This window comes from Burkholderia sp. A9 (assembly GCF_000801975.1).
In genome coordinates this window covers 21816-46976 of sequence record NZ_JSZN01000009.1, presented here as the reverse complement: position 1 = coordinate 46976, position 25161 = coordinate 21816, and the positions used below count along the sequence as shown (strand labels likewise).

At 67.7% G+C, this 25161-nt stretch carries 22 protein-coding genes and 1 tRNA gene; 10 read left to right on the top strand and 13 right to left on the bottom strand.

Features of this window, described 5'->3' with window-relative positions; genetic code table 11:
* Positions 1-35 precede the first annotated feature (35 nt).
* Both otsA and PI86_RS05590 read left to right on the top strand, forming a co-directional pair.
* Positions 36-1457: an alpha,alpha-trehalose-phosphate synthase (UDP-forming) gene (otsA, locus tag PI86_RS05595; protein ID WP_039319641.1), complete on the top strand. Its 1422-nt coding sequence runs from the start codon at positions 36-38 to the stop codon at positions 1455-1457.
* The gene (locus PI86_RS05590; protein WP_039319639.1) at positions 1450-2031 is read left to right on the top strand and encodes an AAA family ATPase; all 582 of its coding nucleotides are present in this window, start codon (positions 1450-1452) and stop codon (positions 2029-2031) included. The genes otsA and PI86_RS05590 overlap by 8 nt, the downstream gene beginning before the upstream one ends.
* Before the next feature lie 25 nt (positions 2032-2056).
* On the opposite strand, the gene PI86_RS05585 is transcribed toward PI86_RS05590, so the two are convergent.
* Complete coding sequence (locus PI86_RS05585; RefSeq protein ID WP_039319637.1) at positions 2057-3424, bottom strand: MFS transporter; 1368 nt, start codon at positions 3422-3424, stop codon at positions 2057-2059.
* A gap of 185 nt (positions 3425-3609) precedes the next feature.
* Positions 3610-3990 (bottom strand): DUF5594 family protein, encoded by a 381-nt coding sequence (locus PI86_RS05580; RefSeq protein WP_039319635.1) that lies wholly within the window; start codon positions 3988-3990, stop codon positions 3610-3612.
* A gap of 117 nt (positions 3991-4107) precedes the next feature.
* Between PI86_RS05580 and PI86_RS05575 the strand changes: the two genes are divergently transcribed.
* Positions 4108-4509 carry a hypothetical protein gene (locus PI86_RS05575; protein ID WP_039319633.1) on the top strand — a complete coding sequence of 134 codons (402 nt, stop codon included), beginning with the start codon at positions 4108-4110 and terminating at the stop codon, positions 4507-4509.
* A 187-nt stretch (positions 4510-4696) separates the two neighbouring features.
* On the opposite strand, the gene PI86_RS05570 is transcribed toward PI86_RS05575, so the two are convergent.
* On the bottom strand, positions 4697-5080 hold the full coding sequence (locus PI86_RS05570) for a hypothetical protein (RefSeq protein WP_039319631.1): 384 nt from the start codon (positions 5078-5080) through the stop codon (positions 4697-4699).
* 144 nt (positions 5081-5224) lie between these two features.
* On the opposite strand from PI86_RS05570, the gene eco reads away from it, so the two are divergent.
* Positions 5225-5725: a serine protease inhibitor ecotin gene (gene eco / locus PI86_RS05565; RefSeq protein WP_039319629.1), complete on the top strand. Its 501-nt coding sequence runs from the start codon at positions 5225-5227 to the stop codon at positions 5723-5725.
* Between the two features lie 738 nt (positions 5726-6463).
* Here the strand turns inward: eco and PI86_RS05560 are convergent.
* Positions 6464-6538: transfer RNA gene (locus tag PI86_RS05560), tRNA-Arg, on the bottom strand.
* Positions 6539-6685: 147 nt separating this feature from the next.
* Positions 6686-6868 (bottom strand): rubredoxin, encoded by a 183-nt coding sequence (locus PI86_RS05555; RefSeq protein WP_012364402.1) that lies wholly within the window; start codon positions 6866-6868, stop codon positions 6686-6688.
* Between the two features lie 197 nt (positions 6869-7065).
* Between PI86_RS05555 and PI86_RS05550 the strand changes: the two genes are divergently transcribed.
* The 5 genes from PI86_RS05550 (at position 7066) to PI86_RS05530 (ending at position 15156) form a co-directional block, all read left to right on the top strand.
* Entirely contained in the window at positions 7066-7470 is a 405-nt protein-coding gene (locus PI86_RS05550; RefSeq protein WP_039319711.1) for a DUF4399 domain-containing protein, read from the top strand.
* 232 nt (positions 7471-7702) lie between these two features.
* Positions 7703-9652, top strand: coding sequence for an ATP-binding cassette domain-containing protein (locus tag PI86_RS05545; RefSeq protein ID WP_039319627.1), 1950 nt, complete (start codon positions 7703-7705; stop codon positions 9650-9652).
* Positions 9653-9921: 269 nt separating this feature from the next.
* On the top strand, positions 9922-11904 hold the full coding sequence (locus PI86_RS05540; protein WP_039319623.1) for a DNA topoisomerase IV subunit B: 1983 nt from the start codon (positions 9922-9924) through the stop codon (positions 11902-11904).
* Between the two features lie 224 nt (positions 11905-12128).
* The gene (gene parC, locus PI86_RS05535) at positions 12129-14450 is read left to right on the top strand and encodes a DNA topoisomerase IV subunit A (protein ID WP_039319621.1); all 2322 of its coding nucleotides are present in this window, start codon (positions 12129-12131) and stop codon (positions 14448-14450) included.
* Between the two features lie 247 nt (positions 14451-14697).
* Positions 14698-15156: a CopD family protein gene (locus PI86_RS05530; RefSeq protein WP_039319618.1), complete on the top strand. Its 459-nt coding sequence runs from the start codon at positions 14698-14700 to the stop codon at positions 15154-15156.
* Between the two features lie 43 nt (positions 15157-15199).
* Here the strand turns inward: PI86_RS05530 and PI86_RS05525 are convergent, their stop codons facing one another.
* Positions 15200-16084 carry a LysR family transcriptional regulator gene (locus PI86_RS05525; RefSeq protein ID WP_014896398.1) on the bottom strand — a complete coding sequence of 295 codons (885 nt, stop codon included), beginning with the start codon at positions 16082-16084 and terminating at the stop codon, positions 15200-15202.
* Positions 16085-16200: 116 nt separating this feature from the next.
* Between PI86_RS05525 and PI86_RS05520 the strand changes: the two genes are divergently transcribed.
* On the top strand, positions 16201-16647 hold the full coding sequence (locus PI86_RS05520; protein WP_039319615.1) for a multidrug/biocide efflux PACE transporter: 447 nt from the start codon (positions 16201-16203) through the stop codon (positions 16645-16647).
* A gap of 45 nt (positions 16648-16692) precedes the next feature.
* On the opposite strand, the gene PI86_RS05515 is transcribed toward PI86_RS05520, so the two are convergent.
* From PI86_RS05515 to PI86_RS05485, 7 genes are all read right to left on the bottom strand, one after another.
* A complete protein-coding gene (locus PI86_RS05515; protein WP_039319612.1) occupies positions 16693-17904 on the bottom strand; it encodes a chromate transporter in 1212 nt (403 codons plus the stop codon).
* A gap of 202 nt (positions 17905-18106) precedes the next feature.
* Positions 18107-20446: a bifunctional diguanylate cyclase/phosphodiesterase gene (locus PI86_RS05510; protein ID WP_039319609.1), complete on the bottom strand. Its 2340-nt coding sequence runs from the start codon at positions 20444-20446 to the stop codon at positions 18107-18109.
* A 220-nt stretch (positions 20447-20666) separates the two neighbouring features.
* Positions 20667-21548, bottom strand: coding sequence for a PhzF family phenazine biosynthesis protein (locus tag PI86_RS05505; RefSeq protein WP_039319607.1), 882 nt, complete (start codon positions 21546-21548; stop codon positions 20667-20669).
* Positions 21549-21561: 13 nt separating this feature from the next.
* Positions 21562-22020, bottom strand: coding sequence for a RidA family protein (locus tag PI86_RS05500; protein WP_039319604.1), 459 nt, complete (start codon positions 22018-22020; stop codon positions 21562-21564).
* Between the two features lie 42 nt (positions 22021-22062).
* Positions 22063-23244: an aminotransferase-like domain-containing protein gene (locus tag PI86_RS05495; RefSeq protein ID WP_039319599.1), complete on the bottom strand. Its 1182-nt coding sequence runs from the start codon at positions 23242-23244 to the stop codon at positions 22063-22065.
* Between the two features lie 152 nt (positions 23245-23396).
* Entirely contained in the window at positions 23397-24305 is a 909-nt protein-coding gene (locus PI86_RS05490) for a DMT family transporter (RefSeq protein WP_039319597.1), read from the bottom strand.
* 55 nt (positions 24306-24360) lie between these two features.
* Entirely contained in the window at positions 24361-25053 is a 693-nt protein-coding gene (locus PI86_RS05485; RefSeq protein ID WP_039319595.1) for a VOC family protein, read from the bottom strand.
* Positions 25054-25161: the final 108 nt, after the last annotated feature.

The window sequence follows — 25161 nt, the reverse complement described above, 5'->3', positions numbered from 1 at the left end:
CGCGCCAGCCAATCGAATCGAAGTGGGGAAGCCGCATGAGCAGACTGATCGTGGTATCGAACCGTGTCGCCGCAGGCGAGGACACGCGCCCGAGCGCAGGCGGTCTTGCGGTCGGCGTGATGGACGCGCTGCGGGAAACCGGCGGCGTCTGGTTCGGCTGGAACGGCGAGATCGTCGATACGCCCGACGCCGGGCCCGCGATCCAGCGAGACGGCAACGTCACGTACGCGACGCTCGGGCTGACCCGGCGCGACTACGACCAGTACTACCGCGGTTTCTCGAATGCGACGCTGTGGCCGGTGTTCCACTATCGCGGCGATCTCGCGCGCTTCGACCGGCAGGAGTACGCGGGCTATCTGCGCGTGAACGCGATGCTCGCGAAGCAGCTCGCCGCGCTGTTGCAGCCCGACGATCTGATCTGGGTGCACGACTACCACCTGCTGCCGTTCGCGCACTTCCTGCGCGAGCTCGGCGTGAAGAACCCGATCGGCTTTTTCCTGCACATTCCGTTTCCGTCGCCCGACATGCTGCGTGTCGTGCCGCCGCACGAGGAACTCGTGAAGTTCATGTGCGCGTACGACGTCGCGGGCTTCCAGACCGACGCCGACAAGCAGGCGTTCACCGACTACATCGAGCGACGCGGGATCGGGGCGGCGAGCGACGACGGGATGCTGCACGCGCATGGCCGCGTCGTGAAGGTCGCCGCCTATCCGATCGGCGTGCATCCGGACGCGATCGAGCAGGCGGCCGTCCAGTACGGCGCGCGCAAGCCGGTGAAGATGCTGCGTGAGGCACTCGACGGCCGCAAGCTCGTGATGAGCGTCGACCGGCTCGATTATTCGAAGGGGCTCGTCGAGCGCTTCCAGTCATTCGAGCGGATGCTCGCCAACGCGCCGGGCTGGCAGGGGCGCGTGTCGCTGTTGCAGATCGCGCCGCCGACGCGCTCCGACGTGCAGACCTACCAGGACATTCGAGAAACGCTCGAAGGCGAGGCCGGCCGCATCAACGGCCGCTTCTCGCAGCTCGACTGGACGCCGATCCAGTATCTGAACCGCAAGTACGAGCGCAACTTGCTGATGGCGTTCTTCCGGATGTCGCAGGTCGGCTACGTGACGCCGTTGCGCGACGGGATGAACCTCGTCGCGAAGGAATACGTCGCCGCGCAGGATCCGGCCGATCCGGGCGTGCTCGTGCTGTCGGAATTCGCCGGTGCGGCGGCCGAGCTGACCGGCGCGCTGCTCGTCAATCCGTACGACCTGTCGCAGATGGCCGACGCGCTCGAGCGTGCACTGTCGATGCCGCTCGCGGAGCGGCAGGCGCGCCACGAGCAGAACCTCGCGCGGCTGCGCGAGAACGACCTGTCGGTATGGCGCGACACGTTCGTCGCCGACCTGCGCAGCGTCGCGGCCGCCGCGTCGGTCACGCAGCGCGCGGGCCGGCGGGCCGCGCATGTCTGAGCACGTGGCGCAGGGCGGGTCCGCGGACGATGCGTCGACCCGCTTCTTCGTCGTCACGGGCGGCCCCGGTGCGGGCAAGAGCACCTTGCTCGACGCGCTCGAGCGTGCCGGCTTCGCGCGCTCGCACGAGGCCGGGCGCGGCGTGATCCGCGACCAGATGGCGATCGACGGCCCGGCGCTGCCATGGCGCGACCGGGCCGCCTTCGCCGAACTGATGCTGAACTGGGAGATGCGCTCGTACCATCTCGCGCGGTGCGCGCGCGGGTCCGTGTTCTTCGATCGCGGCGTGCCGGACGTGATCGGCTACCTGCGGCTCACGAGCCTCGCGGTGCCCGCGCATGCGGAAGCCGCCGCGCGGCGCTTTCGCTATCACAGGCGCGTGTTCATCGCGCCGCCGTGGCCCGAGATCTACGCGCAGGACACCGAGCGGCGGCAGGATTTCGCGGAAGCCGTGCGTACCTACGACGCGATGGTCGATTGCTACACGTCATACGGCTATCGGCTGGTCGAGCTGCCGCGCGTGAGCGTGAAGGCGCGCGTGCGTTTCGTGATGGACGCGCTCGACGTCGCGTGACCGCCGGGGGCGGCGCGCGGCGGCGTCATGTCGCCGCGTCGGGCCGCGGCGACGCGATGCGCAGCATGCTGACCACCGCGGCGACCGCCGCGAATACCGTGGCGACATAGAGCGCGATCGTCGGACCGTGGTCGGGCGCGAGCCCGAAAATCAGTGCGACGAGGGCGGCGCCGAGCGTCTGGCCCGTCAGGCGTGCCGTGCTCAGCATCCCGCCCGCGCCGCCGCTGCGCTCGCGTGGCGCCGACGACAGCATCGCGCGGTTGTTCGGCGACTGGAACAGCCCGAAGCCCGCGCCGCACAGCGCCATCCGCCACACGATGTCGACGGTGCCCGGGTGGGCGCCGATCGTCGCGAGCGACAGCAGCCCGGCCGCGAACAGCGCGAGCCCGATCCCGCCGAGGATGCCGGCCGAGTAGCGGTCCGACAGCACGCCCGCGAGCGGCGCGGCGAACACGATCACGAGCGGCCACGGCGTCATGTAGAGGCCGGTCTCGACCTGCGAGAAGCCGAGCGAATTCTGCAGCCAGAACGGCAGCGCGACGAACGCGAGCATCTGCGACGTGAACGATGCCATCGACGTGTAGATCGACAGCGCGAACATCGGGATGCGCATCAGGTCGACCGGCAGCAGCGGCGCCGGCTGCGACAGCTGGCGCTTCACGAAGAAGTAGCCGACGCCGACCGCGACGGCCAGCTCGGCCGCGACGTACACATGGCGTTCGCCATGACCGAGCCCGTCGACGGCCGTGATCAGCAGCCCGAACACGCACGCGTTCATCAGCGCGCTAGGGAAGTCGTACGGCGCATCGTGCAGCGGGTTGGCCGGCAGCGCCCGCAGGCTGCCGAGCACGGCGGCGATGCCGATCGGCACGTTGACCGCGAACAGCCACGGCCACGACGCGAACGACAGGATCGCCGAGGCGACCGTCGGGCCGATCGCCGACGACAGCGCGACCACCATCGCGTTGATCGACAGCCCGCGCCCGAGCATCGACGACGGGTAGATCATCCGCACGAGCGCCGCGTTGACGCTCATGATGCCGGCCGCGCCGAACCCCTGGATCACGCGCATCACCGCGAGCGTCGGCAGCGAGCCGGCGAGCGCGCAGCCGAGCGACGCCGCGGTGAAGAGCGCGAGCCCGGCGATGTAGATGCGGCGATAGCCGATGCGCTCGCCGAGCGACGCAAGTGGCAGCAGCGTGATCGTGACCGCGAGCTGGTACGCGTTGACGATCCAGATCGACGCGGCATCGGACGCATGCAGGTCGTGCGCGATCGTCGGCAGCGCAACGTTCGCGATGGCGCCGTCGAGCACGGCGAGCGTGATGCCCAGTGCGACGCAGACGATCGCCCAGTAGCGTTGCGGAAGCGGCAGGCCGATGTCGGCGTTCATGACGGGAGCGAAGGCGTGGTTGTTCGCGCGCCCGGGTGCCGGTTGCGTGCGCAACCATGCCCGCGGGTGGAGGCGGCGGTGAATGGCCCGGCCGGCGTAGCCGCGCCGGATCGGGGCCGGTCGAGTGTATCACCGGGCCGCATCGCGCGAAGCCGGTGTGCCCGGCCGCCGGCCGGCGCGCGCATTCAGCCTTCGAAGTCGAGGCCGCCGAGCCGCACGAGCGGGGCGGCCTGGGTGCGCGACGCCAGATCGATGTCGCGCGCCCCCTGCCATGCGCTGAGCTTCCTCGGCAGCGCGGTCAGGTAGTGCTCGAAGCGTGCCGGGCCATCGGGCTCCATCAGCCGTTCGATCTCGTCGGTGTCCCAGGTCAGCTCGAGGTTCAGCGGATGCACGAAGCCGCTCACGTGCTCGTGCGGCGCGCTGCGGATCTGCACGCACGTCGGGTGCCCGTGCCCGCCATAGGGGACGACGTCGGTCAGGACGTGATCGGCGAAGAACGCGGCGATCGCCTGCGCGATGCGCGGTGCGAATTCAGTATCGAAACGGCGGGCGATTTCGGGCTGCATGAAGACGTCTCCTGTATGCCGAAAATCGTAGCACGGCGCCGGCGCGTTTCGGCGTGCGTGATACCCGTAATGGTGCGTTACCACTTGCTGCATCTATTACGGCCCCGCGCAGCCACAATGCATCGCATCCAGTACCACTTCGCGTGGGAGTCCATCATGAAAAGAATTGCCGCAGTCTGTGTCCTTGCCGGTTCGCTCGTCGTGGCGGGCCCGGCGTCCGCGCATGGCCGCGACGGCGGCGCCGTCATCGGCGCGCTGATCGGCGGCGCGGTGCTTGGCGCGATCGTGACGTCCGCGATGAATCCGCCCGTCGCGTACCAGGCGCCCATGTATCAGGCACCGGCCTATCAGCCGCCGACGTATTACCAGGCGCCGGCCTACCAGCAGCCGGCCTATCCGACCTACCAGCAGGCGCAGTACCAGGACGACGGCCCGAACTATTGCTACGACCGCTATCAGCGCGCGTACGTGTGCGGTGCGCCCGTGTCGGGCGGCTATGCGCAGCCGGCCGGCTGGTAAGCGGGTGGATGACCGGATTCGGCGCCGCGTGGCCGGCGCCGGTTGAACACACGGTACGCGGGACGACAATACAAAAGGAAGGCCCTCGCACGATGCGAGGGCCTTGGTCATTTTGCGAGCGGTAGTTCTTCTACGTCATGCGGCGGCCGTGCGAGGCCGCGTGCGGATACAAACGGTTGCAATTGAATCAGTGGCGATGGCCGCCGCCGTTGTCCTGGTCGCGCCCGCCAGCGTCGTTCCAGTCGCCGCGACGTCCGCCGCCGCGTCCCCAGTCGCCATGATTGCCGCGGTCGCCGCGATCGCCACGTCCCCAGCCGCCGCGATCGCCGCGGTCGCCACGATCGCGATCCCAGCGGCGGTCGTCGCGGTGTCCGCGATCCCAGTCGCGCCCACCGCCGCCGCCGCCCCAGATATTGACCGTGCCGTAGACGGGCGCCGCCCCGTAGGCCGGACCGTACGCGTAGCCGGGATCGGAATAGTAGGGCTGTCCGTAGCCGTATCCGGCGTCCGGACCGACGACGCAGCCCGCCAGCAGCGTGGCGACGCCGGCGGCAGCAATGAGCTTCAGCATGATGTTCTCCGTTGATTCCCTTATAAATACCGCGCGCGGGGATTCCCGGCTGTATGCAATTGTGTCTTCAAATTACGGTGTCGTAAGGTCGCGCGGCGAAAGTGTTAGCATCCCGGGCCTATTTCGTTTATCAGGAGCACATCGATGAAATTCGCGATCCGGGCCGTCCTGGCCGCCTTTTGCGTGACCACGGCCGCTGCCTGCGCGGCCGGGCCCGCATCGGCACCGGCCGTGCCGGCCGAGTCGATCAAGATGTTTCCGCAGCCGGCGGCCGGCCAGCAGCGCGTCGTGATCGCGCTGCCCGCGCTCGAGAACGAAGGCGACGCGCGCGTCGAGCTGATGATCGGCAAGACGATGCAGACCGACTGCAACCAGCAATGGTTCGGCGGCGAACTGACCGCAGAGGACGTGAAGGGCTGGGGCTATACGTACTATCGGCTGACCGACGTGAAGGGGCCGGCGTCGACGCTGATGGCCTGCCCGGGCCAGGCGCCGCAGCAGCGGTTCGTGCAGGTGCGCGGCGACGGCCAGCTGCTGCGCTACAACAGCCGCCTGCCGCTCGTCGTGTACGTGCCGGATGGTTTCGACGTGCGCTACCGCGTGTGGCACGCGTCGAAGGACGTGCAGCACGCCGTGACGCAGTAATGCATTGGCGCGGCCGCGCGCGGGCAGCTGCCGCCGCGCCGTGGTTCGCGCCGACGTAGCCGCGCGTGGTTTCTTTGTCGCGCCGTTACTTGCCGCTCGCGCCCGTGAGCGCCGGCAAAGAGGATAACGAACCGTTTGGCGTACGGCACGGAACCCGGCGCACGGATCTCATTTACAAGCGGGCTGCGCGTACTTGCGATCGCCCCAACTCGGGCTCGCGGAACAGCGTATGCGTACAGTCGATCGGGCGACGTGTGCCGCGCTCTGCCTTTGCCTTGCCGCATGTGGCGGCGACGACAACGCGGCACCGGCACCGCAGATCGTTGCGGGCACGTCGACATCGTCCGCCACACCTGCAGGCGCTGCGTCCGGTGCATCGACTTCATCGACGAACTCCGGCTGCCCGACGTCGACTGCCGGCGCGACCGGTACAGCGTCCGGCGCGACGCTTCGGCCTTCCAGTGGCACCAACCCGATACTCGGCGCCGATGTGACGGTTTCACCGCATGCGGAGAGCCAGTGGCGGCGAGCAGCGGTTTCACATCGCCGGGGATGCGGCGGCGGAAGGACGGCAGCGAGCTATTCGACTTCTGCCAGACGCATTTGAGCTTAACGGACACGAGTGCGGAGAGGTGCAGCAGGGCCATTGGCGTACCGCATGTGGTAACCATTGTGGTACCCACACACGACCCTGAGAACGCCGTCAGGCAAGCCAGACAAGGCTTTGGAGGATTGTCCTGGTCCCCCCGACAGGAATCGAACCTGTATCTAGCGCTTAGGAGGCGCTTGTTCTATCCATTGAACTACGGGGAGAGCCATGTCCGCGATTTCGCGCGCGAAGGCGCGAACGGGACGGCGATGTGGACAGCGCGCAGAGTATAGCAAACGCGCGGCGCATCGGCGGACGGAATGCGTGCCGATGCGCGCGTCGCGCGCCCGGCCGTGTTCAGAAACCCGAAATCAGAAATCGACGACGACGAAATCTTCCTTGCCCACGTCGCACAGCGGGCAGCGCCAGTCGGCGGGAATGTCGGCGAAACGGGTGCCCGCGGGGATACCCTCGTCGGGCAGGCCTTCCGCTTCGTTGTAGACCCACCCGCAAATCAGGCAGACCCAGCTCTGGTATTCGATTACTTCGCTCATATGGCGCTCGGGAAGATGAAAGTCGGTGATGCCGCCCGCGGCATGGCCGGCGGACGAAAGGCGCAATGGTACCGGAATTTCGCCGAACGCCTCCGCAACGTCGTTTTAAACGTACGCATCGCGAACAACGACCGTCATCGCGCGTGCCGGGCATGCAGTGTATGCTGCGTGAGCCTTTCAATCTGCAGGAGAAAACGATGCTCAACAAGAAGTGGATCGCGGGTACGGTTTGTGTCGCGGCACTGGCCGTGTCGACCCTCGCGCGTGCCGAGGGACGCGTGTTCTTCGTCGAGCCGAAGGACGGCGCGACGGTTTCGAGCCCCGTGCATGTGAAGTTCGGCCTCGAAGGCATGGCACTCAAGCCGGCCGGCGACATGACGCCGGATACGGGCCACCATCACCTGCTGATCGACGGCAAGCCGGTGCCGAAGGGCGACGTGATCCCCGCCACCGACCATTCGCTGCACTTCGGCAAGGGTCAGACCGAAACCGACGTGAAGCTGCCGCCCGGCCAGCACACGCTGACGCTGCAGCTCGGCGACGGCGCGCACCGTTCGTACGGTCCCGACCTGAGCTCGACGATCACGGTCAACGTGAAGTAATTGCGCATCCCGCGTGCTGGCGCCCGGCTCGGGAAACCCGGCCGGATGCCCGGCACCGACGTCGCGCGACGGCGGCCGGGCGCTATCCCGGCCCCGTCCGCCGAGCGCGCGCCGTCATGCCGTCGCAGCACAAAATGAATCGCCCGCCGGCCTAGTCCGTCCGGCCATCCCGGCGCAGGCGTCCGCCACCGGTACAATGGGCGCTTCCGATTTCTCTCTTCGCCGTTTCCCCATGTCGCTTTATTCCATTACCGGCGCGCAACTCGCGTTCGGTCACGTCGCATTGCTCGATCACGCGGACTTCTCGCTGGAGGCCGGCGAGCGCGTCGGCCTGATCGGTCGCAACGGCGCGGGCAAGTCGTCGCTGCTGAAGATCGTCGCCGGGCTCGCGAAACCCGATGACGGGCTGATCACGCGCCAGCAGGAGCTCGTGACCGTCTACGTGCCGCAGGAGCCCGAATTCGAACCCGGCGCGACCGTGTTCGACGCGGTGGCATCGGGGCTCACGCACACGCGCGAAGTCCTCGAAGAATACGATTCGATCGTGCACCGCCTTGCGGAGACGCCCGAAGGCGCCGAGCACGACACGCTGCTCGCGCGGATGAATGCGCTGCAGTCGTCGCTCGACGCGCACGATGCGTGGAACTGGCGCACGCGCGTGTCGATGACGCTCGCGCAGATCGGCCTGACGGACGGCGACGCGCCAGTCGACGCGCTGTCGGGCGGGATGCAGAAGCGCGTCGCGCTGGCCCGGGCGCTGGTGCTGCAGCCCGACGTGCTGCTGCTCGACGAACCGACCAACCACCTCGACTTCGACGGCATCCGCTGGCTGGAAGAACTGCTCGTCTCGCAGCGCGCGGGCCTGCTGTTCATCACCCACGATCGCGCGTTCCTCGACCGCGTCGCGACGCGTATCGTCGAGCTGGATCGCGGCCGGCTGCTGTCGTATCCGGGCAATTTCTCCGCATACCAGACGCGCAAGGCGCAGCAGCTCGAAGTCGAGCGCGTGGAAAACGAGAAGTTCGACAAGCTGCTCGCGCAGGAAGAAGTGTGGATCCGCAAGGGCGTCGAGGCGCGCCGCACGCGCAGCGTCGGCCGCATCGCGCGGCTCGTGCAGATGCGCAACGAGCGTGCGGAGCGCCGCAACTCGCAGGGCAACGTGAAGCTCGACGTCGCGCAGGGCGAGAAGTCGGGCAAGATCGTCGCGGAGCTGACGGACGTGACGAAGCGCTACGGCGATCGCACGGTCGTCGACACCTTCTCGACGACGGTCATGCGCGGCGACAAGATCGGTTTCGTCGGCCCGAACGGCGCCGGCAAGACCACGCTGCTCAAGTTGATCCTCGGCGAGCTGAAGCCCGACGCGGGCACGGTGCGCACCGGCACGAACCTGCAGGTCGCGTATTTCGACCAGATGCGCGCGCAGCTCGACCAGGAAAAGAGCCTGGCCGACACGATCAGCCCCGGCAGCGAATGGGTCGAGATCGGCGGCGTGCGCAAGCACGTGATGAGCTATCTCGGCGACTTCCTGTTCGCGCCGGAACGCGCGCGTTCGCCGGTGAAGTCGCTGTCGGGCGGCGAGCGCAACCGGCTGCTGCTCGCGCGTCTGTTCGCGCGTCCGGCCAACGTGCTGGTGCTCGACGAACCGACCAACGACCTCGACATCCCGACGCTCGAACTGCTCGAAGAGCTGCTGGCCGACTACGACGGCACGGTGCTGCTCGTCAGCCATGATCGCGCATTCCTCGACAACGTCGCGACGTCGGTGATCGCGGCCGAGGGCGACGGCAAGTGGCGCGAATATGTCGGCGGCTTCACCGACTGGCAGATCCAGAGCGAGCGTTCGCAGCAACTCGCACAGCAGGAAGCGGCGAAGCGCGCGGTGAAGGAAGCGGCGCCGGTCAAGGAAGACGCGGCGAAAAGCGCGGCCGGCCGCAACGCGCAGCGCACGGTGAAGCTTTCGTTCAACGAGCAGCGCGAGCTCGATTCGCTGCCGGAGAAGATTGCAGCGCTCGAAGAAGAACAGAAGACGATCAACGCGCAGCTCGAAGACGGCTCGATCTTCGCGAAGGATCCGCAGGAAGGCACGCGCCTGACCGAGCGGTTCGCGGCGATCGACGATGAACTTCTCGCCGCGCTCGAGCGGTGGGAGACGCTCGAGGCGAAGCGCAAGCCGGCCTGATGCATCGCGCGGGCGGGCCCGGCCGGCGCCCCATGGCCGGCTGCCCGGCCCGCGGCGACACTGCGACGATCTAGCGATGGCGCGCCACGCGGAACCAGTAAAATACCGCGCGTCCCGGGTCGCGCAGCGCATGCCGCGCGCCCGCTTTCGGAGCAGTCCAAGCACACCGTTGTTTCGATTCGCTTTTTTACCGAACTCAACGTTTTGTCCACGACGTTATCCACACGAGATGTGGACAACGTCCCGATGAATGACGAAATTCAGCGCCTATGTCAACGAAGAAGCCCAGCGCGGCCTATAGCGAAGCATCGATCAAGGTGCTCAAGGGCCTCGAGCCGGTCAAGCAGCGGCCCGGCATGTACACCCGTACCGAAAATCCGCTGCACATCATCCAGGAAGTCATCGACAACGCGTCCGACGAGGCGCTCGGCGGCTACGGCAAGCAGATCACGGTCACGCTGCACGCCGACCAGTCGGTGTCGGTCGAGGACGATGGTCGCGGCATCCCGTTCGGCATGCACCCCGAAGAAGGCGTGCCGGTCGTCGAGATCGTGTTCACGCGCCTGCACGCGGGCGGCAAGTTCGACAAGGCCGCCGGCGGCGCATACACGTTCTCGGGCGGCCTGCACGGCGTCGGCGTGTCGGTGACGAACGCACTCGCGACGCGCCTCGACGTAACGGTCTGGCGCGACAGCAAGATCGCGCAGCTCGGCTTCGCCGATGGCGATGTCGTGAAGCCGCTGGCGACGCAAGGCGCCGGCCGCGGCGAGAAGAAATCCGGCACGCGCGTGCAGGTGTGGCCGAATCCGAAGTATTTCGATTCGCCGAACCTGCCGCTTGGCGAGCTGCAGCGCCTGCTGCGCTCGAAGGCCGTGCTGCTGCCGGGCGTCGAGGTCGTGCTCGTCAACGAGAAGAGCGGCGAGCGCCAGACCTGGAAATACGAGGACGGCCTGCGCGGCTACCTGCTCGACGAGATGAACGGCAGCGAGCTGCTGATTCCGTTGTTCGAAGGCGAGCGCTTCGCCGATGCGCGGTCGAGCGACGACACGTTCGCCGAGGGCGAGGGCGCGTCGTGGGTCGTCGCATGGAGCGAGGAAGGCTCGCTCGTGCGCGAGTCGTACGTGAACCTGATCCCGACGCCGGCCGGCGGCACGCACGAGTCGGGCCTGCGCGACGGTCTTTACCAGGCGGTGAAAAGCTTCGTCGAACTGCACAACCTGCAGCCGAAGGGCGTGAAGCTGCTCGCGGAAGACGTGTTCGCGCGCGTGTCGTTCGTGCTGTCCGCGAAGGTGCTCGATCCGCAGTTCCAGGGGCAGATCAAGGAACGCCTGAACAGCCGCGACGCAGTGAAGCTCGTGTCGTCGTTCTCGCGTCCCGCGCTCGAACTTTGGCTGAACCAGCACGTCGAGCTCGGCAAGAAGCTCGCCGAACTCGTGATCAAGCAGGCGCAGGCGCGCACGCGCGCGGGCCAGAAGGTCGAGAAGCGCAAGAGCTCGGGCGTCGCGGTGCTGCCGGGCAAGCTGACCGACTGCGAGACGGAAGATATCGCGCGCAACGAACTGTTCCTCGTCGAGGGCGACTCGGCGGGCGGCTCCGCGAAGATGGGCCGCGACAAGGAATACCAGGCGATCCTGCCGCTGCGCGGCAAGGTGCTGAACACGTGGGAAACCGAGCGTGACCGCTTGTTCGCGAACAACGAGGTGCACGACATCTCGGTCGCAATCGGCGTCGATCCGCACAGCCCGGACGACACCGTCGACCTGTCGAACCTGCGCTACGGCAAGATCTGCATCCTGTCGGATGCGGACGTCGACGGCTCGCACATCCAGGTGCTGCTGCTCACGCTGTTCTTCAAGCATTTCCCGCAGCTGATCGAGCGCGGTCACGTGCATGTCGCGCGGCCGCCGCTGTTCCGGGTCGACGCGCCCGCGCGCGGCAAGAAGCCCGCGCAGAAGCTCTATGCGCTCGACGAAGGCGAACTCGAGGCGACCCTCGACAAGCTGCGCAAGGACGGCGTGCGCGACACGCAGTGGAGCATCAGCCGCTTCAAGGGTCTCGGCGAAATGAGCGCGGAGCAGCTGTGGGACACGACGATGAACCCCGACACACGCCGCCTGATGCCGGTGAAGCTCGGCGAGCTCGACTACGAGGCAACCGTCGCGCGCATGACGATGCTGATGGGCAAGGGCGAGGCAGCCGCGCGGCGCGGCTGGCTCGAGGAAAAGGGCAACGACGTCGAAGCGGACATTTAGTGCAGTGTTCGACACCAATCGGCACTGATGCGCTGCGCCTTCGCGCCCGTGGCGGCGTCGCACATCCTCGCGATGCCGCCCGGCATCGCTGCGGTTTGCTTCTTGCCACGAACGCGAATCCGCTGGCGCATCGGCACCGCTTGGCATCGAACACGACACAGCATCCGCGCGGCCGGGCATGACGCCCGGCCCGGCCTCACGCCACTTACGAATACGGAATTCAGATGGACGACAATACTTCCGATCTCTTCGCCGGGTCCGATGCACCGGGCGCCGATGCGCTGACGCTCGGCAACTACGCGGAGCAGGCGTACCTCAGCTACGCGGTCAGCGTCGTGAAGAGCCGCGCGCTGCCCGACGTGTGCGACGGCCAGAAGCCGGTGCAGCGCCGGATCCTGTTCGCGATGAACGAAATGGGCCTCGGTCCCGACGCGAAGCCGGTGAAGTCGGCGCGCGTGGTCGGCGACGTGCTCGGTAAATACCACCCGCACGGCGACCAGTCGGCCTATGACGCGCTCGTGCGTCTCGCGCAGGATTTCTCGCTGCGCTATCCGCTGATCGACGGGCAGGGCAACTTTGGCTCGCGCGACGGCGACGGCGCGGCGGCGATGCGATACACCGAAGCGCGGCTCACGCCGATCTCGAAGCTGCTGCTCGACGAGATCGACCAGGGCACGGTCGACTTCATGCCGAACTACGACGGCTCGTTCGAGGAACCGAAGACGCTGCCGAGCCGCATGCCGTTCGTGCTGCTGAACGGCGCGTCGGGCATCGCGGTCGGTCTCGCCACCGAAATCCCCTCGCACAACCTGCGCGAGGTCGCGGCGGCGGCGGTCGCATTGATCCGCAATCCGAAGCTCACGCACGCGGAACTGGTGAACCTGATCCCCGGCCCGGACTTCCCGGGCGGCGGCCAGATCATCTCGAGCGACACCGAAATCGCGGCGGCCTATGAATCCGGCCGCGGCAGCCTGAAGGTGCGCGCGCGCTGGAAGATCGAGGATCTCGCGCGCGGCCAGTGGCAGCTCGTCGTCACCGAGCTGCCGCCGAACACGTCGGGCCAGAAGGTGCTCGAGGAAATCGAGGAACTGACCAACCCGAAGCTCAAGCTCGGCAAGAAGACCTTGACGCCCGAGCAGCTCAACACGAAGAAGGCGATGCTCGACCTGCTCGACGCGGTGCGCGACGAGTCGGGCAAGGAAGCGGCGGTGCGGCTCGTGTTCGAGCCGAAGTCGCGCACGATCGACCAGACGGAATTCGTGAACACGCTGCTCGCGTACACGAGCCTCGAGTCGAATGCGACGCTGAACCTCGTGATGATCGGCGCCGACGGCCGGCCGGGCCAGAAGGGGCTGCTGACGATCCTCGACGAGTGGGTGAAGTTCCGCCAGCTGACGATGACGCGCCGGTGCCGCCATCGTCTCGCGAAGGTCGACGACCGCATCCACATCCTCGAAGGGCGGATGATCGTCTTCCTGAACATCGACGAGGTGATCCGCATCATCCGCGAGGCCGACGAACCGAAGGCCGCGCTGATGAGCGCGTTCGGCCTCACCGACCGCCAGGCCGAAGACATCCTCGAAATCCGCCTGCGCCAGCTCGCGCGGCTCGAGAAGATCAAGATCGAGAAGGAACTCGAGGCGCTGCGCGACGAGAAGGCGAAGCTCGAGGAACTGCTCGCGAACGAAAGCGCGATGAAGCGGCTGATGATCAAGGAGATCGAGGCCGACGCGAAGCAGTACGGCGACGATCGCCGCACGCTGATCCAGCAGGAAAAGCGCGCGACGTTCGAGGCGAAGGTCGTCGACGAACCGGTGACGGTCGTCGTGTCGCAGAAGGGCTGGGTGCGTGCGCTGAAGGGCCATGGGCTCGACCCGGCCGGCTTCTCGTTCAAGGCCGGCGACAACCTGTACGCGGCATTCCAGTGCCGCACGCCGGATCGCCTGATCGCGTGGGGCAGCAGCGGCCGCGTGTACTCGGTCGACGTGTCGGTGCTGCCGGGCGGCCGCGGCGACGGCGTGCCCGTGACGTCGCTGATCGAGCTCGAATCGGGCTCGCACCTGATGCACTACTACGCTGCGCCGGCCGAACAGCAGCTGCTGCTCGCATCGAGCAACGGCTTCGGCTTCCTCGCGAAGATGGGCGACATGGTGAGCCGCGTGAAGGCCGGCAAGTCGTTCATGACGATCGATCCAGGCGCGGTGCCGCTTGCGCCGATGCCGGTGCTGCCGAACGCGACCCAGGTCGCGTGTCTGTCGAGCGGCGGCCGGCTGCTGGTGTTCGGGATGGACGAGATGAAGACGCTGTCGGGCGGCGGCCGCGGCGTGATCCTGATGGCGCTCGACGACAAGGAAACGCTCGTGCAGGCGCTCGCGATCGATCCGGCCGGCGTCGTGCTGATCGGCACCGGTCGCGGCGGCAAGGCGCAGGACGAAACGCTGTCGTATGCGGGGCTCGCGCCGCACGTCGGCAAGCGCGCACGCAAGGGCCGCGCGCCGGACACGAAGCTCAAGGTCGTCAACGAGCTGCGTCCGCTGCTCGGCTGACGCCGAATCCGGTCGCCGGTCGACCGGCATCGAAGGCCGCACCTCCGCTTCGGCGGGCGTGCGGCCTGTTATTTTTTGGGACGACGTATTCAGGTAAGCGAGAGTGGCGCCGTCATGCGGAACTTGCAAAATATTGTGAAATGCCGCCAGGGGCCTGAACCGAGCGGCGGCACGCCGGTCGAATGTCGCTCGAGACCGCGCGTGACGCGGCTGTTCGTTGCACATAACCCATAACAGGATTGCCGCCATGTCCCACGCTGTTGCCGTTGCGCTGTTTCTTCATCTGCTGGCCGTCGCCGTGTGGGTGGGCGGCATGGTCTTCGCGAACTTCTGCCTGCGCCCGGCGCTGTCCGACCTGACGCCGCAGCTTCGGCTGCCGCTGATCGAGAGCGTGTTCGGCCGCTTCTTCAACTGGGTGTCGGGCGCGGTGATCGTGATCCTGCTGTCCGGCGGTTTCCTGCTGATGGCATTCGGCGGCGCGCACGCGACGTGGACGCTGCACGCGATGGCCGGGCTCGGCGTCGTGATGATGCTGATCTTCGGCCATATCCGCTTCGCGCTGTTCCCGCGCATCCGCCGCGCGGTGCAGTCGCAGAACTGGCCGGACGGCGCGCGCGCGGTGAACACGGTGCGCCTGCTGGTCGTCGTCAACCTCGTGCTCGGTGTCGTGACGGTCGGCGCGGCCGTGCTGTCGCGCGGTTTCTGAGCTTGCGGCGCCGTTCGGCGCCAGGCGCCGGCGTGGCGCGCCGCTACGCGGCCAGCATCGCGTCGAGCAGCCATGCACCGGCCGGGCCGAGCGGCCGGTTGCGCGACCATACCGCATCGACCCGCACGCGGCGCGGCCAGCCGCGCGAGCGCAGCTCGCACAGGCGATCGCGCGCGAAGTGGTCGACCATCCAGCGCGGCAGCTCGGCCCAGCCGAATCCCAGCACCGCCATCTCCAGCAGCATCAGATAGCTTGGCGCGAGCCAGCGCTGCGTGCCGACGACGATCCGGCCGTCGGCGCCGCGATCTTCCGGTTTCACGTAGGTGTTGAGGCGCAGCTCGCGCGCGTCGCGCAGCGCGGCATGCGGGACTTCGGCATCGCCGTATGCCGCGAGCGCGTGCATGCGGCCGACGAACAAGCCGATCTCCGATTCCTCCGCTACCGTTGCCGCGCCGATATCGGGCGGGTAGGCGGCGCGCGCGGCCATCAGCCCGAGCTGCGCGCGGCCCTGCTGGATCAGGTCGAGCACATCCTCGTGCTCGGCGATCTGGCATTCGAGCTCGAGCGCCGGAAAGCGCCGTTCGAGCGCCATCAAGGTTTCCTCGTAACGCTTCGACTGGTAGGTATCGGACACGACGAGCGTGAGCCGCGCTTCCTCGCCCTGCGCGAGCCGCGCGGCCGTGCGATCGATCGCCGCGCCGGCTTCCAGCGCGCGCTGCACCTGCGGCAGCAGCGCGCGTCCGGCATCGGTGAGCGTCGGCGTACGCGTCGAGCGGTCGAACAGCTGCACGCCGAGGTCGATCTCGAGGTTCGCGATCGCTTCGGACACGGTCGACTGGCGCTTGCCGAGCTTGCGCGCGGCGGCCGTGAACGAGCCGAGCAGCGCAGCTTCGACGAAGGCGAGCAGGGCTTCGGGGGCGTGACGCATGCGGCGGTCCTCATGGTGTTATATCGGTAAAACCGATGATATCAAACTGGATTCGTACGGTTTTGCCGATCAAAATGACCGACACGAGCTGAACCAACGAAGCATCGGAGGGAACCATGAAACATGTGAACAAAACGGTGGCGGAACGCCTCGTGCACGCGCTGACGTTCGAATTGGTGGCGATCGCTCTGTGCGCGCCGATCGGCGCGTGGCTGCTCGACATGCCGGTGTCGCACGTCGGCGTGCTGACGGTGATGGTGTCGCTGATCGCGATGGCGTGGAACATGACGTTCAACACGCTGTTCGACCGCATCGAGCGGCGTGCGGGACTGACGCGCACGCTTGGCATGCGGATTGCGCATGCGGTCATGTTCGAACTCGGTCTGGTCGCGATGGTGGTGCCGGTTGCAGCGTGGTGGCTGAACGTGAGCCTCGTCGAGGCGCTGCTGCTCGACCTCGGCATCGTGCTGTTCTTCCTGCCTTATACGTTCTGTTTCAACCTCGCGTACGACGCGCTGCGGGCTCGCTGGGTCGCCCGCCGGGGCGCGATGCAGGCAGGCTGAGCGTTACGCGGCCGGCGGCGTGGGGGCGTCGACTGCGGACGCCCGTCAGTGCGCGGCGGCCCACAGCCACACGCCGCACGCGATCGCCACCGCGCCGTAGACGGCGTACACGGGCACCTTGAAGCGTGCGAAGCACAGCGCCGCGAATCCGCCGGTCACCCAATAGACCGGATCGGCCGGTTCGCGATGCAGGATCTTCACGACGGCGACGACGAGAAAGCCCGTCGTCGCCGCGCGCAGCAGGTGCATGCCGTGCTCGAAGCGCGAATGGCGCTTGAGCCGGAACAGGTGGTTCTGTGCAAATACCACGAGACACCCCGACGGAATGAACAGCGCGGCGGTCGCGAGCAGCGCACCGACCCAGCCGTCGGTCAGGTAGCCGAGAAACGGCACGACGTTCAGCAGCGGTCCGGGCGACACCGGCGACAGCGCGAAGGCCAGTGTAAAGTCGTGGTCCGAGATGCCGGTTGCCGGCGACACGAACAAAGCCTTGAGCACGGGCAGCGCGGAGAAGCCGCCGCCGAACAGCGTCATGCCGGCGCCGGCGAGCCGCGGCCACAGCAGCGTCACCTGGTAGTCGCCGGGCAGCGGCACCGCGAACAGCGTGACGAGAATCGCCAGCAGCACGAGCAGGTTGCGGTCGCGCTTCGACAGTGTGAAATCGACCGTGTCGTCTTGCGGCGGCCCGGTGAGCCAGCCTGCTGCAAACGCAGCGAAGAGAATGCCGACGAAAGCGGTAGGACTCTGCGCAAAAGCGAGCAGAATCGTCGACAGCGCGGCGATCAGACGTTCGAGCCGCGTGCGCGCGAGCGTGCGCAATTGCCTGCACCACGTCACGCCGATCAGCGCGGCGAGCACCATCCCGAAGTGATTGATCAGCACCGGCGCGGCGAGCGAGCGTACGACCGGCGTGCGATAGAAGATCGCGAACAGCGTCATCAGCACGGAAAACGGCAGCACGCTCGCGATGCCGGCGACCCATGCGCCGACGCGGCCGTGCAGCGTCTGGCCGACCTGTACCGCGACATTGCAGCCGACCGGGCCTGGCACCAGCCACGCGAGCGCGACGAGATCGGCGAACATGTGCGGCTCGATGCGCTGCAACCGGTCGACGTAGTGGCGTTCGAGCTGCGCCATCATCGAGAGCCCACCCCATGACATGGCGGAAATGCCGGCGATGACCTTGAACAAGGTCCACAGGGATGCCTCCTGTGTCCGTTCGACACGTTCGGCCGCTTCGACTTCGACGGTGGTCATGATTGTGCTGTTGGTGCAGGGCCGATCTCGCGCATATGGACATGCCGGCGGCCCGCCGACACGCTGGCCCTCCCGATTGTCCGCCGCGCACCGTGACACTGCCATGCGCGAAAACGCTAGTAAATGGACTAAACAACCGGATCGGAAGCCGAAACAATCGGCGTGCGGCGCAACAAGTGTGCCGTGGGGGGCGGCGGGGCGCTCAGACGCCTGCGCTGCCCGTCGCGCGGTGCGCGATGACGTTCGGCCGGTCGCCGCGCACGCCGAAGCGCGCGATCAGCGCCGGGATCGCATCGGCCGGCACGGGCCGCGAGAACAGGAAGCCCTGCGCCTCGATCTCGCCGAGCGCGGACAGCCAGATGATCTGCTCCTCGGTCTCGGTGCCCTCGACGACGACCGTCAGGCCGAGCGAGCGGGCGAGATGCACGATCGACGACACCATCACGCACACGCTGCGATCGTTCGGAATCGCCTGCACGAACGAACGGTCGACCTTCAGCGTATCGACGGAGAAGCGGTGCAGGTACGACAGCGACGAATAGCCGGTGCCGAAATCGTCGAGCGCGATCCGGATGCCGAGCTTCTTCAGCGCGACGATCTTCTCGGACACGAGCTCCGGGTATTCCATCATCGCAGTCTCGGTGATCTCGAGTTCGAGCCGGTTCGCGTCGATGCCGGTTTCCTGCAGCGTGCGCGAGATCGTCTCGATCAGGTCGCCGCGCCAGAATTGCACGGGCGAGATGTTGACCGCGAGCGTCAGCGTGTCGTGGCCGTCGTCGCGCCAGCGCGCGATCTGCTCGCACGCGGTGCGGATCACGAAGTCGCCGATCGGCACGATCAGGCCCGTCGATTCGGCGATCGAAATGAATTCGTTCGCGGAGATGATGCCGTGCTCGGGATGGTCCCAGCGTGCGAGCGCCTCGAAGCCCGTGATCGTGCGGTGCGTGAGGTCGATCTTCGGCTGGTACGCGAGGAACAGCTGTTGCTCGGCGAGCGCGACGCGCAATTGTTGTTCCCAGCGCATCAGGTGGTCCGCGCGGTGCGACAGGTGCGGCGCATAGAACTGGTAGCAGTTCTTGCCGGCATCCTTTGCGCTGTACATGGCGAGATCGGCCTTTTTCAGCAGGTCGATCTCGCTTTCGTTTGCGACGGTGTGCAGCGCGATGCCGATGCTCGCATGCAGCACGAACGAACTGCCGCGCACGTCGAACGGCTCGCCGAACATCCGGATGATCGCTTCCGCGAGCCGCACCGCGCGCCGTTCGACGTCGTCGCCCTTCATCACGACGACGAACTCGTCGCCGCCGATCCGCGCGAGCGACCCTTCGTCGCCGACCGCATCCGACAGGCGCGACGCGGTCATCTGCAGCACGATGTCGCCGGCGTTGTGGCCGAGCGTGTCGTTGACGGTCTTGAAGTTGTCGAGATCGATGAACAGCAGGCCGAGCCGCGACAGGCTCGTCGGCAGCGCCACCTCGTTGCGCAGCCCGCGCAGCGTCGCGTAGCGGTTCGCGAGACCGGTGAGCAGGTCGTATTCGGCGAGCTGGGTCATCTCGCGCTCGCGGCCGAGCAGCTTGCCGATCAGGCCCGTCGCGACACCGAAGAACGCGAGCATCGCGAGCGTGATGAAGCTCGTCATCAGCAGGTAGACGTTGCGCGTGTGGTAGTAGTCCGCGTATTCCTCGGTCTGCGACAGCCCGACCATCACCGCGAGCGGGTAGCCGTCGAGATGGCGGTACGACACGATGCGCGTCACGCCGTCGATCGGATCGAGGATCGTGCCCGTCACGCGCTCGGCGATCGGGTACACGCCCGACGCGGAGAACGCGCCCGGCGCGTTGCTGACCGAACCGGTCCGGCGCGCCAGCACGGCGCCGGTGTCGGACACGACGGAGATCACGCCTTCCTTGCCGATCGCCGCGTTGTTGTAGAAGTCGTTCGTGAAGTAGCTCGGGTCTTCCGACACGACGACGATGCCGGCGAAGCTGCCGTCCGGGTTGTTCAGGCGGCGCGTCATCTGCAGCGTCCAGTGGCTCGATACGCGGCCGAGCACGGGCTTGCTGATGTACAGGCGGTCGTCGTTGTGCGCGAGGTGGACCCTGAAGTGCTCGCGATCGGACAGGTTGATCGGCAGCGGATGGCGCTCGGCCGTGTTCGCGAACAGGATGCCTTTCGCGTTGACGAGCGAGACCTGGATCAGCGTGTCGCTCGGCACGACGCCTTTCTCGACCGTGCTCGCGAGGTTGAAGCGCGACGGCGATTTCTCGAACTCGAACTTGACGAAGCGGGTGATCTGGTCGACCTGGTGGATCGCCTTCACCGTATGCTGCTCGAGCGCGGACGACAGGATCGCCGCGGATGCCGCCGCTTCCTTGAACGCGCTGTCCTTTTCGACCGCCAGCCGCGCGACGATTACCGCCCACAGCAGCGCAAGCGCCAGCATCCCGAGCAGCGGGATCGCGAACAGCGCGCGCCGGCGCGACTTGCGCGGCGCGCGCAGCGGCCGGGTCGGTGGCGTGTGGTTGGTCCGGGCGGAGCTCATCGGAAAAGGGCGGCGTCCTGCTCGCGTGCGCCATCCCCGTCGGAATGGCCGGCTATGGCTAGGGTCGCACCGGCGTCTGTTCGTTCGCGGGACGCGCAACCATGGACAGACCCGCCGAAGCGACGGATTAGGCCCGATATTACTGGCTGGAACGTTTTTGCGATAGCCGGGTGAATCGTAGGGTGCCGGCGGGGCCGGCACCATCGCACCTTGCGAAACGTCAGGCGGGCGCCTGGAACGTGCCGTCGACGATCGTGACGGCGTGCCCGCCGATCCAGATCGTGCCGTCGTCGCCGTAGCGGACGAAGACGCGGCCGTCGCGGCCGATCGCCGTGCCCTGGCGGGCGGTGTACGACGTGCCGGGGCGGCGCTGCTGGCGGCTCAGCAGTCCGGCCAGCGCGGCGTTGGCACTGCCGGTGACGGGATCCTCGCCGATGCCGAAGTTGCCGCCGGTCATCAGGCAGCGGATTTCGAACGTCGCGGGGCCGCCTTCGGCGTGCGGCGCGTAGACCGCGAGGCCGTCCGCACCGTAGCGGTGCGTGAGTGCCTCCAGCGCGGCGGGATCGGGCGTCAGGCCGATGCACGCGTCGGCCGACTTCAGCCGCACGACTAGCCACGGCGCGCCGTTGTCGACTGCGCACGGCTCGGCATCCAGGTCGATCGCATCGCTGCGCAACGCGGCAGCGAGCGCCGCGTAGTCCGAACGGTCGAGCGGCGTGACGCGTGCCGGCGGCGCGGCGAACGCCCAGCCGTCGGCCTGCTCGCGCAGCGCGACCCGGCCGACCCCGCACTGCTGGATCAGCCGGCCCGGCGTGCGCGGCTGCGCGCCGCTTTCCAGGAACGCATGCGCGGTACCCAGCGTCGGGTGGCCGGCGAACGGCAGTTCGCCGCACGGCGTGAAGATCCGTACGCGGTAGTCGGCTTCCGGATCGGTCGGCGTGCAAACGAACGTCGTTTCCGACAGGTTCGTCCAGCGGGCGATCTCGAGCATGGCGTCGTCGCCGAGCGAATCGGCGTCGAACACCACGGCGAGCGCGTTGCCCTTGAACGGCACCGACGTGAACACGTCAACCTGCTTGAAGCGGACGAGACGGCCGGGCATCGCGCTGCGTCCGTTACGCGACTTCGGCGATCAGCTCGATCTCGACGCACGCGCCGAGCGGAATCTGCGCGACACCGAATGCCGAACGTGCGTGCTTGCCTGCGTCGCCGAACACTTCGGCGATCAGTTCCGATGCGCCGTTCGTGACGATGTGCTGTTCGGTGAAGTCGAGCGTCGAGTTGACGAGGCTCATCAGCTTGACGATACGCGTGACCTTGTTCAGGTCGCCCGTGTGCGCGTGCAGCGTCGCGAGCAGGTCGATCGCGATCGCGCGTGCGGCGGCCTTGCCGTCTTCCGTCTGCAGATCGGCGCCGAGCTTGCCGGCCCAGACCTTGCCGTCCTTCTTCGCGATGTGGCCCGACAGGTAGACCGTGTTGCCGCTTTGCGCGCTCATCACGTAGGCGGCAGCCGGTGCGCCGGCGGTCGGGAGCTCGATGCCGAGCGACTTCAGTTTGTCGTAGACGTTAGCCATGTGTTCGATTCCTCGTAGAGAGTCGTGACAGGAAAAAGGGGCTCAGAGACGCTCGCGCAGCAGCTTGCCGAGCCGCGCGACGCCTTCCTCGATCTTCTCGGGCGGCACCGTCACGAACGACAGGCGCAGCGTGTTCGGCTGCGCGTTGTCCGCGAAGAACGGCGCGCCCGGCACGAAGGCGACGTGGTTGTCGACCGCCGCGGCGAGCAGCTTCATGCTGTCGATCTGCGGGGGCAGATCCACCCAGATGAACATCCCGCCTTCCGGGCGGTTCCACGTGACGCCTTCCGGCATGTGGCGCGCGAGCGACGCGAGCATCGCTTCGCACTGCGCGCCGTACAGTTGGCGGATCGTCGGGATGTGTTCGTCGAGGAAGCCGTCCTTGATCACTTCGTGTGCGATGCGCTGCGTGAGCGTCGGCGTGTGCAGGTCGGTGGCCTGCTTGGCCTGCACAAGCTTGAAGTGGAGTTCTTCGGGGGCAATGATGTAGCCGATCCGCAGGCCCGGCGCGAGCACCTTCGAGAACGTGCCGAGGTGCACGACGTGATCCGGCGCCATCGACAGCATCGTCGGCAGCGGCTCGCCCTGGTAGTTCAGCGCGCCGTACGGATCGTCTTCCAGCACCGGGAACGGGCTCGACTGCGCGAACGCGGCGAGCGCGCGGCGGCGCTCGACGGGCAGGCGGCGGCCGGTCGGGTTCTGGAAGTTCGGCTGCGCGTACAGCAGGCGCGCACCTTGCGTGAGTTCGGGCGTGAGGCCTTCCGGCAGCAGGCCCTGCTCGTCGGTCGGTACCTGCACGTAGCGCGGCTCGTACAGCGAGAAGGATTGCAGCGCGCCGAGGTAGGTCGGGGTTTCGACCAGGATCGGGCTGTTCGGATCGATCAGCGCCTTGCCGAGCAGGTCGAGCGCCTGCTGCGAGCCGGTCGTGATCAGTACCTGCGACACGCGCACGCTGTAGCGCTCGGCGATCCATTCGCGCAGCGGCAGGTAGCCTTCGGTCGCGCTGTACTGGAGGGCGGCAGCGGGCGCATCGCGCAGCACGCGGTCGGCCGCGGCGCGCATGCGTTCGGCCGGGAACGTCGCGGGAGCGGGCAGGCCGCCTGCGAACGAGATGACCTCGGGGCGTTCCGTCACCTTCAGGATCTCGCGGATCGCAGAGCTCGTCAGCTTGCGGGCGCGTTCGGAAAGCTGCCAGTGCGGCGGATGCAGGTCGCTCGGATTCATAGTCTCCTCGTTCGGATATCGTGGTCAGTCAAGAAAGGTCGATCAGGCTGATTGCGTCGACGCAGCCGGGTGAGCATGCGGGAGCGCGATCGGGCCGTCGCGGCCGGGTGGGCAAAACCGTTCAGGCAAAACAAACATTATGGCGCACCTCTTCAACCGGCGCGAGCGGGACGCGGGGCCGTGGCCACCGCCGAGCGCCGGCCGAGCATCACGGTCGCGATCACGGCGGCCGCGAACAGCCACGTCGACGGCGTGACCGTTTCGCCGAACAGCAGCGCGGAAAAGGCGATCGTGAAGAAGATCTGCAGCAATTGCACCTGGCCGACGCGTGCGATGCCGCCCATCGCGAGCCCCGCATACCACGCGAAAAAGCCGATGAATTGCGAAAAGAGGGTCACGTAGCCGAACGCGAGCCACGTGCGCAGCGCGAGCGGGGCCGGATGCGCGATGTGCTGCGTCCATGCGAGCCAGCCGACCGGCAGCACGAGGAACGGCGCGGATACGACGAGCGCCCAGCAGATCACCTGCCAGCCGCCGATCTGGCGCGCGAGGCGCGCGCCTTCCGCATAGCCGAGCGCGCCGATGCCGACCGCCACGAGCATCAGCGCGTCGCCGGCCTGCACGGTGCCGCCGCCGTCGCGCAGCGCGAACGCGATCACCAGCGCGCTGCCCGCCAGCGCGCTGACCCAGAACGCCTTCGACGGCCGCTCGTGCGACAGCCACGCCGCGTACAGCGCGACGAACAGCGGCTGCAGGCCGTTGACGACCGCGCCGTGCGACGCCGGCACCGTTTTCATCGCCCATGCGGAGAACACCGGATACGCGATGATCACGCCGGCCGACACGACCGCGAGGCTTTTCAGTTGCGCGCGGCTCGGCAGCCGTTCGCGGCGCCACCACAGCAGCAGGCCGGCCGGCACAGACGCGGCGAGCGCACGGCCGAGCCCGTTGAGGAGCGGATTGAGTTCGGAGACGACGATACGCGTCATCGGCAGCGTCAGGCTGAAGATCATCACGCCGATGAGGCCGAGCAGCATGCCCCGGGTTTCGCGCGAATTCATGTCGTGGGTGTCTCCGTATTGCTGGGTTCGTGTAATGGAAGGGGCGGCAGGGCGGTCAGCGCAGCGTGCGGGTACCTTGCGGCGTATCGAATTCGGCGACGAGCGCGGGCGGGCCGTCGCCGGTTTCGAGCTCGAGCAGGTGGCCGGCGCCGAGCCAGTCGAGCTGCTCGCGGATCGTGTCCGCACGCGGGTGGACGCCCTTGAGCACCTTCAGCGCGACGCCGTCGTGCGGCAGCGATTCGGCCGGATGGCGCGGGCTGTCCCACTGGATCAGCGACGGCACGAGGCCGTCGCCGGCGCCTTGCCACGCGGGGAACGCGCCGTCGTCGGGGACCGTGAGGCCCCAGCTCAGGTCGCCGCGCCGCATCGCGACCACCGGCGCGATGCGGGCCGGGTACTGGCTCTGCCACAGCGCGAGCCGGCGCGGGCGGTCGACGCGCGCGACCCAGTGCGCGAGGAACGGGCCCTGCGCGAGCCGCGCGTGGATGGCCGGATCGTCGAGCCCGAACAGCCGGGCGCGTGGTGGCGCGGCGTCGGCGCCCGCAGCGGGTGCGTCGGGATCGATCGCGATCACTTCGAGGTACAGCCCGCCCCACACGCCGAACAGCGCATTATGGGTGCGCATCAGCGGATGGCGGCCGCCGCCGGCCGGCTCGATGCCGAGCGCGTCGGCGACATGGCGCACGCCTTCGTCGAGCGTGCGCGCGGCGATGACGAGATGGTCGAGGGTCACGGAGCGGGCTGGCATGAACGTCGGTCGGGAAGTGAAAGTGTCATGGTGGGCGGGCGATCCGCCGGGTGGCTGCGCGGCCGGCCGATGCACGGGCCGCGCTGCGGTCCGGCGGGCGCCGCTCAA

Coding starts and splice junctions, on each gene's coding strand:
- otsA (WP_039319641.1), top strand. CDS start 36: ATGAGCAGACTGATCGTGGTATCGAACCGTGTCGCCGCAGGCGAGGAC.
- PI86_RS05590 (WP_039319639.1), top strand. CDS start 1,450: ATGTCTGAGCACGTGGCGCAGGGCGGGTCCGCGGACGATGCGTCGACC.
- PI86_RS05585 (WP_039319637.1), bottom strand. CDS start 3,424: ATGAACGCCGACATCGGCCTGCCGCTTCCGCAACGCTACTGGGCGATC.
- PI86_RS05580 (WP_039319635.1), bottom strand. CDS start 3,990: ATGCAGCCCGAAATCGCCCGCCGTTTCGATACTGAATTCGCACCGCGC.
- PI86_RS05575 (WP_039319633.1), top strand. CDS start 4,108: ATGCATCGCATCCAGTACCACTTCGCGTGGGAGTCCATCATGAAAAGA.
- PI86_RS05570 (WP_039319631.1), bottom strand. CDS start 5,080: ATGCTGAAGCTCATTGCTGCCGCCGGCGTCGCCACGCTGCTGGCGGGC.
- eco (WP_039319629.1), top strand. CDS start 5,225: ATGAAATTCGCGATCCGGGCCGTCCTGGCCGCCTTTTGCGTGACCACG.
- PI86_RS05555 (WP_012364402.1), bottom strand. CDS start 6,868: ATGAGCGAAGTAATCGAATACCAGAGCTGGGTCTGCCTGATTTGCGGG.
- PI86_RS05550 (WP_039319711.1), top strand. CDS start 7,066: ATGCTCAACAAGAAGTGGATCGCGGGTACGGTTTGTGTCGCGGCACTG.
- PI86_RS05545 (WP_039319627.1), top strand. CDS start 7,703: ATGTCGCTTTATTCCATTACCGGCGCGCAACTCGCGTTCGGTCACGTC.
- PI86_RS05540 (WP_039319623.1), top strand. CDS start 9,922: ATGTCAACGAAGAAGCCCAGCGCGGCCTATAGCGAAGCATCGATCAAG.
- parC (WP_039319621.1), top strand. CDS start 12,129: ATGGACGACAATACTTCCGATCTCTTCGCCGGGTCCGATGCACCGGGC.
- PI86_RS05530 (WP_039319618.1), top strand. CDS start 14,698: ATGTCCCACGCTGTTGCCGTTGCGCTGTTTCTTCATCTGCTGGCCGTC.
- PI86_RS05525 (WP_014896398.1), bottom strand. CDS start 16,084: ATGCGTCACGCCCCCGAAGCCCTGCTCGCCTTCGTCGAAGCTGCGCTG.
- PI86_RS05520 (WP_039319615.1), top strand. CDS start 16,201: ATGAAACATGTGAACAAAACGGTGGCGGAACGCCTCGTGCACGCGCTG.
- PI86_RS05515 (WP_039319612.1), bottom strand. CDS start 17,904: ATGACCACCGTCGAAGTCGAAGCGGCCGAACGTGTCGAACGGACACAG.
- PI86_RS05510 (WP_039319609.1), bottom strand. CDS start 20,446: ATGAGCTCCGCCCGGACCAACCACACGCCACCGACCCGGCCGCTGCGC.
- PI86_RS05505 (WP_039319607.1), bottom strand. CDS start 21,548: ATGCCCGGCCGTCTCGTCCGCTTCAAGCAGGTTGACGTGTTCACGTCG.
- PI86_RS05500 (WP_039319604.1), bottom strand. CDS start 22,020: ATGGCTAACGTCTACGACAAACTGAAGTCGCTCGGCATCGAGCTCCCG.
- PI86_RS05495 (WP_039319599.1), bottom strand. CDS start 23,244: ATGAATCCGAGCGACCTGCATCCGCCGCACTGGCAGCTTTCCGAACGC.
- PI86_RS05490 (WP_039319597.1), bottom strand. CDS start 24,305: ATGAATTCGCGCGAAACCCGGGGCATGCTGCTCGGCCTCATCGGCGTG.
- PI86_RS05485 (WP_039319595.1), bottom strand. CDS start 25,053: ATGCCAGCCCGCTCCGTGACCCTCGACCATCTCGTCATCGCCGCGCGC.